The 14604-nt window shown below is 70.6% G+C and carries 13 protein-coding genes; 2 read left to right on the forward strand and 11 right to left on the reverse strand.

The window, feature by feature from the left end:
* Positions 1-201: 201 nt before the first annotated feature.
* From ACFWFI_RS15715 to pdhA, 7 genes are all read right to left on the reverse strand, one after another.
* Positions 202-1188 (reverse strand): NAD(P)H-quinone oxidoreductase, encoded by a 987-nt coding sequence (locus tag ACFWFI_RS15715; protein WP_387389821.1) that lies wholly within the window; start codon positions 1186-1188, stop codon positions 202-204.
* Between the two features lie 71 nt (positions 1189-1259).
* Entirely contained in the window at positions 1260-2402 is a 1143-nt protein-coding gene (locus tag ACFWFI_RS15720; RefSeq protein ID WP_387389823.1) for a potassium channel family protein, read from the reverse strand.
* Entirely contained in the window at positions 2360-3871 is a 1512-nt protein-coding gene (locus ACFWFI_RS15725; protein ID WP_387389825.1) for a molybdopterin molybdotransferase MoeA, read from the reverse strand. The genes ACFWFI_RS15720 and ACFWFI_RS15725 overlap by 43 nt, the downstream gene beginning before the upstream one ends.
* Positions 3868-4737 carry an NTP transferase domain-containing protein gene (locus tag ACFWFI_RS15730; RefSeq protein ID WP_387389827.1) on the reverse strand — a complete coding sequence of 290 codons (870 nt, stop codon included), beginning with the start codon at positions 4735-4737 and terminating at the stop codon, positions 3868-3870. The genes ACFWFI_RS15725 and ACFWFI_RS15730 overlap by 4 nt, the downstream gene beginning before the upstream one ends.
* A gap of 93 nt (positions 4738-4830) precedes the next feature.
* The gene (locus ACFWFI_RS15735) at positions 4831-6237 is read right to left on the reverse strand and encodes a dihydrolipoamide acetyltransferase family protein (protein WP_387389829.1); all 1407 of its coding nucleotides are present in this window, start codon (positions 6235-6237) and stop codon (positions 4831-4833) included.
* The gene (locus ACFWFI_RS15740) at positions 6237-7268 is read right to left on the reverse strand and encodes an alpha-ketoacid dehydrogenase subunit beta (RefSeq protein WP_387389832.1); all 1032 of its coding nucleotides are present in this window, start codon (positions 7266-7268) and stop codon (positions 6237-6239) included. The genes ACFWFI_RS15735 and ACFWFI_RS15740 overlap by 1 nt, the downstream gene beginning before the upstream one ends.
* Positions 7265-8428 carry a pyruvate dehydrogenase (acetyl-transferring) E1 component subunit alpha gene (gene pdhA / locus ACFWFI_RS15745; protein WP_387389833.1) on the reverse strand — a complete coding sequence of 388 codons (1164 nt, stop codon included), beginning with the start codon at positions 8426-8428 and terminating at the stop codon, positions 7265-7267. The genes ACFWFI_RS15740 and pdhA overlap by 4 nt, the downstream gene beginning before the upstream one ends.
* Before the next feature lie 225 nt (positions 8429-8653).
* Between pdhA and ACFWFI_RS15750 the strand changes: the two genes are divergently transcribed.
* Entirely contained in the window at positions 8654-9160 is a 507-nt protein-coding gene (locus ACFWFI_RS15750; protein WP_387389890.1) for an Lrp/AsnC family transcriptional regulator, read from the forward strand.
* 36 nt (positions 9161-9196) lie between these two features.
* On the opposite strand, the gene ACFWFI_RS15755 is transcribed toward ACFWFI_RS15750, so the two are convergent.
* Positions 9197-9787: a TetR/AcrR family transcriptional regulator gene (locus ACFWFI_RS15755; RefSeq protein WP_387389836.1), complete on the reverse strand. Its 591-nt coding sequence runs from the start codon at positions 9785-9787 to the stop codon at positions 9197-9199.
* Between the two features lie 123 nt (positions 9788-9910).
* Here ACFWFI_RS15755 and paaN point away from each other — a divergent pair, with 123 nt between their 5' ends.
* Positions 9911-11611 carry a phenylacetic acid degradation protein PaaN gene (gene paaN, locus ACFWFI_RS15760; RefSeq protein ID WP_387389838.1) on the forward strand — a complete coding sequence of 567 codons (1701 nt, stop codon included), beginning with the start codon at positions 9911-9913 and terminating at the stop codon, positions 11609-11611.
* A gap of 58 nt (positions 11612-11669) precedes the next feature.
* On the opposite strand, the gene ACFWFI_RS15765 is transcribed toward paaN, so the two are convergent.
* Genes ACFWFI_RS15765 through ACFWFI_RS15775 form a run of 3 tightly spaced genes read right to left on the reverse strand, consistent with a single transcriptional unit; the run spans position 11670 to position 14514 of the window.
* Positions 11670-12380, reverse strand: a complete 711-nt coding sequence (locus tag ACFWFI_RS15765; RefSeq protein ID WP_387389840.1) for a TrmH family RNA methyltransferase — start codon at positions 12378-12380, stop codon at positions 11670-11672.
* Positions 12377-13639 (reverse strand): HTTM domain-containing protein, encoded by a 1263-nt coding sequence (locus ACFWFI_RS15770; RefSeq protein WP_387389842.1) that lies wholly within the window; start codon positions 13637-13639, stop codon positions 12377-12379. The genes ACFWFI_RS15765 and ACFWFI_RS15770 overlap by 4 nt, the downstream gene beginning before the upstream one ends.
* Entirely contained in the window at positions 13636-14514 is an 879-nt protein-coding gene (locus tag ACFWFI_RS15775; protein ID WP_387389845.1) for a DUF5819 family protein, read from the reverse strand. The genes ACFWFI_RS15770 and ACFWFI_RS15775 overlap by 4 nt, the downstream gene beginning before the upstream one ends.
* Positions 14515-14604: the final 90 nt, after the last annotated feature.

Below are 14604 nucleotides of genomic sequence, written 5' to 3' on the forward strand. Positions count from 1 at the left end.
GCACACGCGATGTGTGCCGGGCCCCGACGTCTGCCCGCTTGCGTCCGTTCGCCGTGACGCGCGAACGCGGCCCCCACGCGACGCGCCCGCACGCGTCAGGCCCGCATGCGTCAGGCCTGCACGCTCAGGCCCTCACGTATCAGGACTCTGCCGTCAGCCCCGCACGCGTCAGGCCTTCTGCTGCCGTCGGGCCCGCATGCGTCAGGCCTTCGGCGCGGCCAGGAGGATCTTGCCGATGTGGCTGCTGGACTCCATCAGCCGGTGGGCCTCCGCCGCCTCCGTCATAGGCATCGTGCGGTCCACGATCGGCCGGACGACGCCGTCGGCGAGCAGCGGCCACACATGCTCACGTACCGCCGCGATGATCGCGGCCTTCTCCGCGAGCGGCCGCGCGCGCAGAGACGTTGCCGTGACAGCGGCCCGCTTGCTCAGCAGGGCGCTCAGATTCAGCTCGCCCTTGGCCCCGCCCTGGAGGCCGATGATCGCGAGACGGCCGTTCACAGCCAGTGCCCGCACGTTCCGGTCGAGATACTTCGCCCCGACGATGTCGAGGATCACATCCGCTCCCGCACCGTCCGTCGCCTGGCGCAGTTCCTCGACGAAATCCTGCTCGCGGTAGTCGATGAGGATGTCGGCGCCGAGCTCCTGACAACGCGCCAGCTTCTCGGGGCCTCCCGCGGTCACCGCGACGCGCGCGCCGACGGCCTTGGCGAGCTGGATCGCCATCGTGCCGATCCCGCTGGACCCGCCGTGGACCAGAAGGGTCTCGCCGGGGCGCAGGTGAGCCACCATGAAGACGTTGGACCAGACCGTCGCCGCCACTTCAGGCAGCGCCGCGGCGTCGGCCAGGTCCACGCCCTCGGGCACCGGCAGCAACTGGCCGACGGGCACGGCCACCTTCTCCGCGTATCCGCCGCCCGCGAGCAGTCCGCACACCTCGTCGCCCACGGACCACCCGGTCACCCCGGGGCCCAACGCCGCGATGCGGCCCGAGCATTCCAGGCCGGGGTAGGGGGAGGCGCCGGGCGGGGGGTTGTAGAAGCCCTGCCGCTGCAGGACATCGGCCCGGTTGACCGCGCTGGACACGACCTCGACGAGGACTTCACCCTCGTCTGGTACGGGATCGGGGACCTCGGCCCACACGAGCGCTTCGGGGCCGCCGGGTTCGGGGATCGTGATCGCATACATGTGCGCGAGGCTACTCCGTGCAGAGTCCCGGACGGGGGCAGACCTGCCTGCGCCGCATCCAGGCTCTGTTTCTACGGCCGCTGGTTGGGCTGCGGCAAGTGGTTCGTCGGCGACGTGTGGAGCGGTGAGGCACGCACGATCGTGATCACCCGGTCCGTCAGCTGCAGAGGGCTGGCCGCCGGATCGTCGTAGCCCAGCAGCCGGTGGCCACGCAGGACACTGACCACCAGGTCGTCGGTCTCCCGGACGTTCTTGCCCACCTCGGCCTTTATCACCGGCCGTTCGACGAGATCGAGCCCGCTGCCCTGCTGGATGAGATCCTCCATCACCGTGCCCGCGCTGGGACTGAGAACGGAGAGACCGAGCAGACGGCCCGCCGCGCTCGCACTGGTGATCACAGCATCGGCGCCGGACTGCCGGAGCAGCGGCGCGTTCTCCTCTTCGCGCACGGCGGCCACGATCTTCGCACCCCGGTTGAGCTGACGCGCGGTCAGGGCAACCAGTACGGCGGTGTCGTCGCGTTGGGTGGCGATGATGATCTGACGGGCCTTCTGGACCTCGGCCCGCAACAGCACATCGCTGCGCGTCGCATCACCCAGCACGCCGACGAATCCCTCGGCGTTGGCTGCTTCGATCACCTTGCCGGCCGGATCGACGATGACGATCTGGTCCTTCTTCAGCCCGGTCGCACAAAGCGTCTGGATCGCTGAGCGGCCCTTCGTGCCGAAGCCGACGACCACGGTGTGTTCACGCAAGTTGCTTCTCCAACGGTTCAGCCGGAAGTCCTCCCGGGTCCGTTCCGTCAGGACCTCGAGAGTGGTGCCGACCAGGATGATCAGGAAGAGCACGCGCAACGGCGTCACCAGCACCACGTTGACCAGCCGGGCCGGGTCGCTGTACGGCACGATGTCGCCGTAGCCGGTCGTCGACAGCGTCACCGTCGCGTAGTAGACGGCGTCGAGGAAGTCGACCTTGTTGTCAGCGTTGTCGTGGTACCCGTCCCGGTCGGCCCAGACGATGAAGACCGTGGTGGCCAGCACCGTGAGAGCCATCGCCAGCCGCTTGGCCACCTGACGCAGCGGTCTGTCGACCACTCGCCGGGGCAGGAGCACCCGGGTCGGGACGACGTATTCGTCTGCGCGCCTGGCCATCGCATCGTGGCCGGGAAGTTTCACGTGAAACACCCTTCCGTCCACGGCGACGCCGAGGCCCACGGTAGATCGAGGATCTCCACCTCGGTGCCGGACCGTACCCCGCCGGGCGGCACCACGGCCAGCCCGTCCGCGGCAGCGATCCCCCTGAGCATGGCGGGGCCGTTGTAATGAAGGGGCACGACCCTGTCGTCGCGATGGACCACAGGGATCAGCCGCGTGTCATGGGGGTGTCCGTGCACCTCTTCATGGACGGGCGCGCGGTACCGGTCCTGGGCGGTCCGGCCGGCGATTCCCCGGAGCAGGGGCTCGGCCAGCGTCAGCAGTCCGGAGACCGCGGCGAGGGGATTGCCGGGCAGGCCCACCAGGCAGGGGCCGCCCTCGGCGAGTTGCGCCAGAAGCATGGGATGTCCGGGTCGCACGGCCACCCCGTCAACCAGCAGGCCGGCCCCGATCTCGGCCAGGACGGGGTGGACATGGTCCACCGGACCGGCTGCTGTTCCGCCCGTGGTGAGGATCAGATCGGCATCGGAGGAGATCAGGGCCTGACGGAGCGCCTCGGCGTCGTCGCCGAGCCGCCGGGGCTCGGCGACCTCCGCGCCCAGAGCACGGAGCCAGGGGACCAGCATGGGGCCGAGCGCGTCCCGGATCAGTCCTTCGCGTGGAAGCCCCGCCGTGAGGAGCTCGTCACCGAGCACGAAGACGTCCACGCGGGGCCGGGGTACGGCGACGAGCGCGTCGTATCCCGCAGCAGCCGCCAGCCCGAGAACGGGCGGGGTCACCACGGTTCCCACGGGCAGGAGCTCGTCGCCGGACCGGCACTCCTGGCCCCGGGGCCGGATGTCCTGGCCCGGGACGACTTCGCGGGTGGCGTGCAGGAGCCCCTTGGCCTCGTCGCAGTGTGCGTGCTCACTGCGGATGACGGCCGTGGCATCCGCCGGAAGGCGTGCGCCCGTAGCGATCCGCAGGGCTTGCCCGTCGGGGAGCGGCCCTGTGGACCCGCGTCCGGCGAGCAGCCCTTCCCCCTCCTGTACGGCCCAGGGTCCCGGCCCTGCGACGACCCAGCCGTCCATGGCCGAGGTGTCGAACGACGGCAGATCGGTGAGCGCGACAACGGCCTCGGCCAGAACATGTCCGAGAGCCCGGTCCAGGGGGAGCCGGTGGGCGGGCAGCGGGGTGGCACGGCCGAGGCGCTCGGCCAGGGCACGCGCCCCGGACCAAGTGGTGGCCCTGGCGCGGTGGGCGTGCGGGGAGGCCGGTGAACGGTGGGCCGACGAGGCTCCGTGAGCGCTGGGAGAGCCCGAGGCCCGGGCGCCTGCGGCCGGACCGGTGCGCATGCCTGGCTCCGTCGGCGTCCGCGTCGGCGTCGGCGTCGGCGAGGAAGCCGGGGTCGTCGCACCGCTCCTGTCCGGTGGGCGATGCGCGGCCTGCGGCTGACGCCCGACGAGAGCCAGGGCCTGCTCGACAGCCCGCTCCTCTTCGGCGGCTCGTTCCTCCTGGGCCGCCCGCGCCTCGCCTCCGTGCGCGGTCATGGCGTGCCGGGCCCGCTGCCCGCCTCCTCCTCCCACCGGAGCGCGAGGGCGGTGGCCTTGCGGGAGGCTTCAGCGACCGCTTCGGCCGCGTCCTCCGGGCTCTTGCCGCTGCTCGCCATCGCCGCCGCGTACCCCACCAGGAAGGTGGTCAGCGGCGCGGCGGGCCGGGCGACGCCGTGCGCGGCGTCACGGGCGAGATCGAGCAGGACGCCGGTATCGACGTCGAGTTCGATGCCCAGTTCGTTCTTGACTGCGGTGATCCATTCGTCCAGCACAGTCCCATGCTCCCTGATCCGCGCCCTGGCGGCAGCAATGTCTTCCCAGGTGTCGCAGTCGAACGACGCCAAAGGGTCGGCCTGGACCCGGGCCAGGTCCAGTTCGGCGGTAAGCATCCGCAGCGGGAGACCGGCGAGGCTGCCGTGCTCGGTGGCGAGAAGGGCGAGCTCACGGCGCAGCGGCTCGGCCCGGTAGACCGCGACCAACGGCTGGTCCCGGCCGTCCTGGTCGGTGCACAGGGCACCTTCGCGGGCTCCCGCCTCCGCCGCGGCCCGCAATGAGCGGACGGTCGCCTCCCCCAGGAACGGCAGATCCGCGGAGAGCACCAGAACGCTCTCCGCGTCCGTGTGCCGCACGCCGGCACCGAGCGCGGCCAAGGGGCCGCCGCCCTCGGGCACTTCACGAGTCCAGGTGACCGGACGCACCGTGGGCCTGCGTCCGCCCACCACCACGGTGGACCCCGCGTCTGCACATACGCCCAGCACCCGGTCGAGCAGCGAACGGCCGCCCACGTGGAGCCCTGGCTTGTCGGCTCCCCCGAGGCGCTTCGCAGCCCCCCCGGCGAGAACGATTGCGTCGTAGGCGGTCATGCCCCCGAGTATGCGGGCCGCCCGCCCATGACGGTCCCCCTAGGGACCGAACTCACAAGAAGCCAGGCCGGGGCCATGCACTGTCCCACTCCGCTACAACGTGCGCAGCAGCACCGCCGGCTGTTCCACACAGTCGGCCACGTACCGCAGGAAGCCACCCGCCGTGCCGCCGTCGCAGACCCGGTGGTCGAAGGTGAGCGAGAGCTGGACGACCCGTCGGACCGCCAGCTCCCCCTCGTGCACCCAGGGTTTGGGCACGATCCGGCCGATGCCGAGCATGGCCGCCTCGGGGTGGTTGATGATGGGAGTCGAACCGTCCACTCCGAACACCCCGTAGTTGTTCAGCGTGAACGTCCCTCCGGTGAGCTGGGCCGGGGTCAGTTTTCCGTCCCGGGCCGCCTCGGTCAGCCGAGTGATCTCCGCACCGATCGACTCCACGTTCCGCGTATGCGCGTCCCGGACGACCGGAACGACCAGGCCTCGCTCCGTCTGGGCGGCGAAGCCCAGATGGACCGCGGACAGCCGCACGATCTCCCTGGCGTCGGCATCCACCGTCGAGTTGAGTTCGGGGAACCGCGCCAGCGCTGCCGTGCAGATGCGGGCCAGCAGGGCGAGCACCGACACCTTCGGTCCTGCGGCAGAACCGCCGGCGGCGTTCATCGCGGCCCGTGCCGCCATCAGTTCGGTGGCATCGGCGTCGACCCAGCATGTGGCGTCGGGAATCTCCCGCCGGCTGCGCGACAGTTTGTCGGCGACCGCGCCCCGGATCCCGCGCAGCGCGATCCGCTCGGCCGCCTGGCCCGGCTCCGCGTCGGCCACCGGTCCTGCCCCGGCAGCGGGCTCCTCGTCCGCGGCCCTGATGGCGGACTCCACATCGGTACGAAGGATCAGCCCCTCCCGTCCCGTACCGACGACCTGCCGGAGATCGAGACCGTGCTGCCGCGCCAGCTTCCGGACCAGGGGGGAGATGACGGCAACGGGGCCTCGAAGTTCCGCCACACCGAGGGCCGGGGACGGGCCTGCCGTCGCAGCGGTGGTTGTCTCCGCGGCCATGGAATTCTCCAGGGCCGAGGTGTTCACCCCGGCCGCGGTCGCCGGGGCCGCGGGCAAGGCCGAGACCGGAGCGGGCCTGACCCGGCGTCTCCGAGCGGCCGGTGCACCTGTGCCGTAACCGACCAGCACGTTGCCGGACGCCCCGCTCTCGGAACCGCCGCCGGGCTCACCGGAAGCCCCCTGCCCCGCGAGCGGCTCCGCCGATCCGACTGCCACCGTCAGCAGCGGTGCGCCGACCGGGAGCTCCGCGCCCTCCGCGCCGAATCGCGCCGTCACCACACCCCCGTAAGGGCAGGGCACCTCCACCATGGCCTTGGCCGTCTCGACCTCGACGACCGGTTGATCGATGGCGACGACGTCGCCGACCTCCACCAGCCAACGCACGATCTCGGCCTCGGTCAGTCCCTCGCCGAGGTCCGGCAGCTTGAATTCGAGCACCTGCGCCATCAGCTCTCGGCCTCCCACTGAAGTCGGGCGACCGCGTCGAGCACCCGGTCCACACCCGGCAGATGGTGCCGCTCCTGCATCGGCGGCGGATAGGGAATGTCGAACCCGGCGACGCGCAGGACCGGCGCCTCCAGATGATGGAAGCACCGCTCGGTGACCCGCGCCGCGATCTCACCGCCCGGACCACCGAAACCGGACGACTCGTGGACGACCACCGCACGACCGGTCCGGCGGACCGACGCGGCGACGGTCTCGTCGTCGAAGGGCACCAGCGAGCGCAGGTCGACCACTTCGAGATCCCATCCCTCGGCCGTGGCCGCCTCGGCTGCCTCCAGGCACACCGGGAGGGACGGTCCGTAGGTGATCAGGGTCGCGCTGCGCCCGGAGCGCCGGACCACTGCCCGCCCGATCGGCTCGACCGCGGCCGGCGCTTCCGGTGACCAGTCGGCCTTGGACCAGTAGAGCCGTTTCGGCTCCAGGAAGACCACCGGGTCGTCGGAGGCGATCGACTCCCTCAGCAGTCCGTACGCGTCGTCGACGGTGGCCGGCATGACGACATGCAGGCCGGGTGTCGCCATGTAGTAGGCCTCCGAGGAGTCGCTGTGGTGCTCGACCCCGCCGATCCCGCCGCCGTACGGCACCCGCACCGTGATCGGCAGGGGCATGGCGCCCCCTGTCCGGTTCCGCATCTTGGCGACGTGGCTGACCAGCTGCTCGAACGCCGGGTAGGCGAAGGCGTCGAACTGCATCTCCACCACGGGCCGCAGCCCGTACATCGCCATGCCCACGGCCGCGCCGAGGATTCCCGCCTCCGCCAGTGGTGTGTCCGTGCAGCGGTCGTCGCCGAATTCCTTCGCCAGGCCGTCGGTGACGCGGAAGACACCACCGAGTGTGCCGACGTCCTCCCCGAGGACGTGCACCGTCGGATCCTCCGCCATCGAGTCGCGCAGCGCCCGCCCGAGGGCCTGCGCCATCGTGGCCGGTTTGGCCCTGCCGGTCCGTTCACCGGCCGTGACGGCAGCGGTGCTCATCGCCCCTCCTCCGCGCCGCTCTCGTCGTGCTGACCGTGCTCGGCGTCCAGCTCGACCCGCAGCCGCGCCGCCTGCTCCCGCAGCTGGCCGGTCTGTTCCTCGTAGACATGGGCGAACAGATCCATCGGATCGAGCACCGGATCGGCGTTCATCTGCTCCCGCAGCCCCTCCGCCATGCGCTCCGCCGCCTCCCGCACCGTCCCGATGCCGTCCTCGTCCAGCAGCCCGCGCTCGGTCAGTTCCCGTTCGAGCAGCCTGATGGGATCATGAGCGCGCCACGTCTCCACCTCGCTGTCGACGCGGTAGCGGGTGGCGTCGTCGGCATTCGTGTGGGCGTCCATGCGGTACGTGACCGCCTCGACCAGCGTCGGCCCGTCCCCCCGCCTGGCTCGTGCCACCGCCTCGCTCAGCACCTGGTGCATCGCGGCCGCGTCGTTGCCGTCGACCAGACGGCCCGGCATCCCGTACCCCACGGCCTTGTGGGCGAGGGACGGCGCCGCGGTCTGCTTGGCCAGTGGCACGGAGATCGCGAATCCGTTGTTCTGTACCAGGAACACGACCGGGGCCCGCCAGACGGCGGCGAAATTCAGCGCCTCGTGGAAATCGCCCTCACTCGTCCCGCCGTCGCCGACCATCGCGAGGGCCACCACGTCGTCGCCCTTGAGACGCGCCGCGTGCGCCAGGCCCACGGCATGCGGCAACTGGGTGGCCAGCGGGGTGCACAGCGGGGCGATGCGGTGCTCACGCGGGTCGTACCCGGTGTGCCGGTCTCCCCGCAGCAACGTCAGCGCCTCGACCGGGTCCAGGCCACGCGCCACCGCGGCCAGGGTGTCGCGATAGCTGGGAAAGAGCCAGTCCCGGTCCTCCAGCACGAGCGCCGCCGCGATCTCACAGGCCTCCTGACCGGTGCTCGACGGGTACACCGCGAGCCTGCCCTGCTTGGTCAGTGCGGTGGCCTGCGCGTTGTACCGCCGACCGCGGACCAGCTCGGCGTAGAGCCTCAGCAGCAGCTCGGGGTCCGCGCCGGCCGCGGCATCCGTACCGAGCACGCGGTACGGCTCGGGGTCCGGGAGCAGCGGCGCGGGATCGGTGAGCGGCTTCCAGGCCGGGGGCGGCGTGGGCCGGTAGGCGGCTGCGCCGGGCAGCTCCTGAACCGTCATGACAAGCACCTCCTGGCATCGAGATATATCGAGGGGTGTCGAAATCCGCAGGAATGTCGGGGCGTGAGCAGGGCACGGTGTGGCGTGCCTCACCTACCGATTGTTCGGTCGCGGGGGCAATTTGGCTACAGGCACCTTCAGCCTGTGGACAAACGGTTCTCCACAGCCTGGGATAGGGGCAGGTCGTCCACAACAGGGAGGCGCGGGCAGATGGCAGCTGAACAAATGGCCGACGGAGGCGGGGACCCGGGCCGCACCCCGCCCGCACGGCCGCTGGACTCCACCGACCGTGCCATCCTGCGCATCCTCCAGACGGACGGCCGCGCCTCCGTACGGGCCGTCGCCGAACGCGTCCATGTCTCCCGGGCCAACGCGTACGCCCGGATCAACAGACTCGTCGAGGACGGCGTGATCCGCGGTTTCAGCGCACGCGTGAATCACGAGCGGGCGGGGCAGGCCGCCTCCGCCTACATCACGCTCAAGATCGTCCAGAATTCCTGGCGCACCGTGCGCGAACAGCTCCAGGCACTTCCGGGCGCCACCCACATCGCACTGGTCAGCGGCGACTTCGACGTCCTGCTCCTGGTGCACACACCGGACAACCAGGCGCTGCGCGAGCTGGTCCTGACCAGGATCCAGGCCATACCCGAGGTGCTGTCCACCCGCACCCTGCTGGTGTTCGAGGAGACCGACCTCGGCCCACGCCCGGACCGCCCGGCGGAGCTTGCCTAGGATCAGCCGGCCCGCCCCTTCGACGGGGCGTCGGGATCAGCCGGCCCGCATGCCTTCGAAAGCGAGCTGGACGACCGTGTCGGCGAGCTGCTCCGCCTCCGGAGAGCCCCCAGGCTGGGGGCGATACCACTCGACCAGCGAGTTCACCATGCCGAAGAGCAGACGGGTCGCCATGCGTATGTCCACGTCCGCACGCAGGTCTCCGTCCGCCACCGCTGCCTTGAGCAGCTCGGACACCCGTTGGTCGAACTCGCGCCGACGCTCCAGCGCCCAGCGCTCCGTCTTCGTGTTGCCGCGCACGCGCAGCAGCAGCGTGACGTAAGGCAACTCCGCCATGAGCACCTCGACCGTGCGGCGCGTGACGTACTCGACCCGGGCGATCGCCCGCCCCTGTATCGCACCCGTCTCGTCGAGGATGCCGAAGAGCCCGTCGAGCGCCCGGCTCACCGCGCGCCTCAGGAGTTCTTCCTTGCCCGCCACATGGTGGTAGATGGACGACTTGGAGATGCCCGCCGCCTTGGAGAGGTGCTCCATGGACGTGCCGTCGTAGCCGCGCTCGTTGAAGACACGGACGGCAACGGTCAGGAGTGTCTCCGGGGTGTACGTGTCCCGCTTGGCCGTGGTCATGACCGCGATCCTCCCCCATGAGTTGTCCACAGGTTCCTTGGGGCCCCTTGTCCCGACCGATCGTTCGGTTACTCTAACTCCGTCAGCACATCCCTGCCCGGCTCGACGAGGAGTTGGTCCGTCATGGCCGCCGAGCTTTCCCCCGAGAAGCTGTCCGAGATCCACCGCCCGACGCTCGACCGGGCTCTCGACGCGATCCGCACGCGCGCCTACTGGTCCCCGCATCCCGAGCACCCGAAGGCATACGGCGAGGAAGGCCTCCCCGGCAGCCTCGGCGCGGCCGAGGGCAAGGCCGCCTTCGACGCCGTGCTCAATACCCGGCTGGATCTCGGCCAGCCCGGCACCGACGGCTGGACCGGCGGAGAGGTCTCCCCGTACGGGCCGGAGCTCGGCGTCGAGTATCCGCACGCCGATCCTGACATCCTGCTCCCCGCCATGAGCGCCGCCATGGGCTCCTGGCGTGCGGCGGGGCCGGAGACGAGGGCCCTGGTCTGCCTCGAGATCCTCGCCCGGATCAACGCGCGCACGCACGAGCTGGCCCACGCCGTGATGCACACCAGCGGACAGGCGTTCGTCATGGCCTTCCAGGCCGGCGGCCCGCACGCCCAGGACCGCGGCCTGGAGGCCGTGGCGTACGCGTACGAGGAACAGACGCGCACACCACGTAGCGCCGACTGGTCGAAGCCCCAGGGGAAGCGCGACCCACTGCAGCTGCACAAGTCGTACACGGCGGCCGGGCGCGGCATCTCACTGCTGATCGGCTGCAACACCTTCCCCACGTGGAACGGCTATCCGGGCCTCTTCGCCTCGCTGGCGACCGGCAACCCCGTTCTGGTCAAGCCGCACCCGCGGGCGGTCCTGCCGCTGGCACTCACGGTTCAGCTGGCGCGCGAGGTGTTGGCCCAGTCCGGCTTCGACCCGAATCTCGTCGCCCTGACGGCGGAGCGGCCCGGCGAGGGCATCGCCAAGACCCTCGCGGTACGGCCCGAGGTGAAGATCATCGACTACACCGGTTCCACCGCATTCGGCGACTGGCTGGAGACCAACGCCCGGCAGGCCCAGGTCTACACGGAGAAGGCGGGCGTCAACACGATCGTCCTCGACTCCACCGACAACTACAGGGGCATGCTCTCCAACCTGGCCTTCTCTCTCTCCCTCTACAGCGGCCAGATGTGCACCACCCCGCAGAATCTGCTCATCCCGCGCGACGGCATCACGACCGACGCGGGCGCCAAGTCCTACGAGGACGTGGTGGCGGACATCGCCGAGGCGGTGAACGGGCTCCTCGGCGACGACGCCCGGGCCAACGGACTGCTCGGCGCTCTGGTCAACCCGGACGTGAAGGCCCGGCTGGAAGGGGCCGCTGACCTGGGCGACGTAGCCCTCGCCTCGCGCCCGGTGACCAACCCCGACTTCCCCGACGCCGTGGTCCGCACGCCGGTTCTCGTGAAGCTCGACGGCACCAAGCCCGACGACGGGGCGGCCTATCTTTCGGAGTGCTTCGGCCCGGTCTCGTTCGCGGTCGCCGTCGGCTCGACCGGTGACGCGCTGGACCTGCTGCGCCGCACGGTCCGTGAGAAGGGCGCGATGACTGTCGGCGCGTACACCACATCCCCCGAGGTGGAACGCGCGGTGGAGGATGTCTGCTTCGACGAATCGGCGCAGCTCTCGCTGAATCTCACCGGCGGCGTGTACGTCAACCAGACAGCGGCCTTCTCCGACTTCCACGGTTCGGGAGGCAATCCGGCCGCCAACGCGGCGCTCTGCGACGGAGCGTTCGTGTCCAACCGCTTCCGGGTGGTCGAGGTCCGCCGCCAGGCCTGAGCGACGACCTGCCGACGGCCCGTGGGACATCCGGTGGAGCGGGGATCCGCTCCACCGGTCACCCGCCCTGCGGGTCCGGAATATCCGCGTACCGCTGCACCCAGGCGTGCATGGCGATGGCGGCCGCCGCACCGGCATTGATCGACCGCGTCGAGCCGAACTGGGCGATCGAGCACACCATTGAGGCGTGCTTGCGCGCTTCCTCCGTCAGCCCGGGTCCCTCTTGCCCGAACAGCAGCACACACCGGCGCGGCAGCTCCGTCCGCTCCAGCGGCACAGCACCGGGAAGGTTGTCGATCCCGATGATCGGCAGCCCCTCGGCCTCCGCCCAGGCGGTCAGGTCCTCCGTGTCCGGGTGGTGCCGCACATGCTGGTAGCGGTCGGTGACCATCGCCCCCCGCCGGTTCCAGCGGCGCCGCCCCACGATGTGGATCTCCTTCGCGAGGAAGGCGTTGGCGGTGCGCACCACCGAGCCGATGTTGAAGTCATGGCCCCAGTTCTCCACCGCCACATGGAAGTCGTGCCGCCGGGTATCGAGATCGGCGACGATCGCTTCCCGCGTCCAGTAGCGGTAGGCGTCACCCACGTTGCGCCGGTCACCGTGGGCGAGGAGTTCGGGGTCGTAGCGCTCCCCCTCGGGCCAGGGCAGCGGGTGCGGCCCGACGCCGATCACGGCGCCGTACCCGTCGTCGTACTGGATCGGTTCCGCGGACGGGTCGGGCGACGCTGCCGCCCCGGGCTCTTCTGTACTACCGGTCTCGCTGGTCACCCGACGAGCGTATGGCCACTGCCGTCGCCGCTGCGCCCGGGCTCCTCGTCGACCGGCTCCACCCGCCGCTGCCCGGGGAGCCGGAACCTGCCTGCCGTCCGGGAGAACAGGCGCTGCCGGCCGAGCGACACCCTGTGCCCCAGCCACACCAGGAAGACCGTCGGCAGGAAGACGGCGTCCGCGGCGATCATCGCCATGGAGAAGAAGGGCAGCCCCAGAAGGACGGCGATCCCGGCGTGCTCGCCGATCATGAGGACCAGCAGGACGTTCTTGACCCGCCGGTTGAACAGCGTGAAGGGGAAGGCGACCTGCACGACGACCGTGGCGTACGTCAGCAACATGACCGCCAGGGCGCTGGACGCGACCAGGCCGGAGAGCCCGGGCCACGGGGTGAAGTAGTCCAGCTTGAGCGGGTAGTAGATCGCGGTGCCGTCCTGCCAGCGGGAGCCCTGGATCTTGTACCAGCCGGCGGTCGCGTAGATCAGACACACCTCGGCCATGATCACGAGAAGAGCGGCGTTGTGGGCGAGGTTGGCCAGGACGTCGAAGAGGGCGCGCAGCTCATGGTCCGGCGCGTGCCGGCCGAGGACCCACCAGGCACCGTTCCCCAGCCACAGCACCCACAGGAGGGACGGCAGCCACCACGTGCCGCCGAATCCGCCCATGAGGGTGGCGGGCAGGAGAACGCAGCCGAGTACCACCCAAAGGACGACGCCCGCGACGTCACGGGCCGGCCGGCCGCTCTCGACGAGAGAAGCGGCGTCCCGCGATGCTCGGCGCGCGTCCAGGGACCAGACCCGCGCGCAGCGGGTCAGCACGAGGTAGACCGCCATCAGGTGGATGACGTTGTCACCGCCGTCGCCCATGAAGATGCTGCGGTTCTGCAGCGAGAGCACCCCGGCCATGAACAGGACGGACGTGCCCCGGGTCCGCCAGCCGGCCATCAGCAGCGCGGCGGACACCAGCGTGAGCGCGTACACGGTCTCGAACCAGATCGTGCTGTCCGACCACATCAAGGCGGTGAAGGCGTCGTTGTTGGTGATGAGCCGACTCGCCATGTTCCAGCTCCACGGACCGTCGGGGCCGTACAGCTCATGGCGGTGGGGCAGCTCGCGCAGCAGGAACAGCAGACAGGTGGCGGAGACACCGATCCGGACGACGGCGCTCTGATGGGCACCGAGAGGCGAAGCCGTGATGCGCTGGACTGCGCGGGCGAGCGAATGGCCGGCGCTCGCACGGACCGGGGCGGGAGCACTCACTTCTCCGCCGCCTTCCGGGCCTGTGAGGGCTGATCCGCCGGGTCCGTCCCGGGGAGGTCGGGCGGGGTGACGGTCCACCACGGCAGCTCCCTGTACTCGACCCGGGTGCTGATCTTCTCGTCGCTCCACGCCGGGGCTCCGACGGAACGTGTGGCGGACCGTACCTGGATGCGTTCGACCTTGCCGCCGTAGCCGTGCTCGGCGAGACGCAGCATCACGATGCGGCGGATGTAGCGCTCGGACAGCTCGCCGCGCAGGCCGCTGGGGCGGTTCTCGCTGTCGTGGGACCCGGTGTAGAAGTCCCAGGCGCGGCGCAGCTCGTTCTGGTCGACGTGGCTGGGGAGGAGGTTGCCTCGTATCGCCTCGCCGTCATCACGCGAGAGATTCAACCAGCGGGTGACGCTGCTGCCGTCGGCACCGTTGTCGGCGACCTCGGCCCGTACGTGCACGGAGATGTTCTGCTGGAGCGGATTGGGAGCGAACAGCTTCCAGTTCTGCTCGAACTCGGGAAAGACCCAGTCGTCGACCACCTCGCCATGCTGCTTCGTCAGCGTGTTGGACGGCGCGACATGCAGAAAGATCATGGCTATGTGTGCGCAGGCCAGCAGCCCTATGACGGACAGCGCGAGCGCGGCGACGACCTGGTACGGAAGCGAGAGCGCGGCAATACCGCCGCCCGGACGGCGTCCGGCCGGCGTGGGTACGGCGGCGGTGCCCAACGGCGCCGCGGCGCCCCGGCCCGGAGGGCGGTCCGCCCCGGACTCCGGTATTCCCGCAGGTGTGGCCTCCGCGCCCTGCGCGTACGGGCGGTTCGTCACGCCGGGCCAGGCGAGCTTCTTCTCGTCTCCGGTGCGCCCACCGTGGTCCGCATCCATCCCGCCCCGATCACCGTCGATCACCACTCAGTTATCCACAGGGTTGACACCCTACGGGCCGCCGACTCACCATTGAAGCCAAGGAACCGA

The sequence above is a fragment of the Streptomyces sp. NPDC060209 genome (assembly GCF_042728155.1).
In the GTDB taxonomy this organism is placed as follows: Bacteria; Actinomycetota; Actinomycetes; order Streptomycetales; family Streptomycetaceae; genus Streptomyces.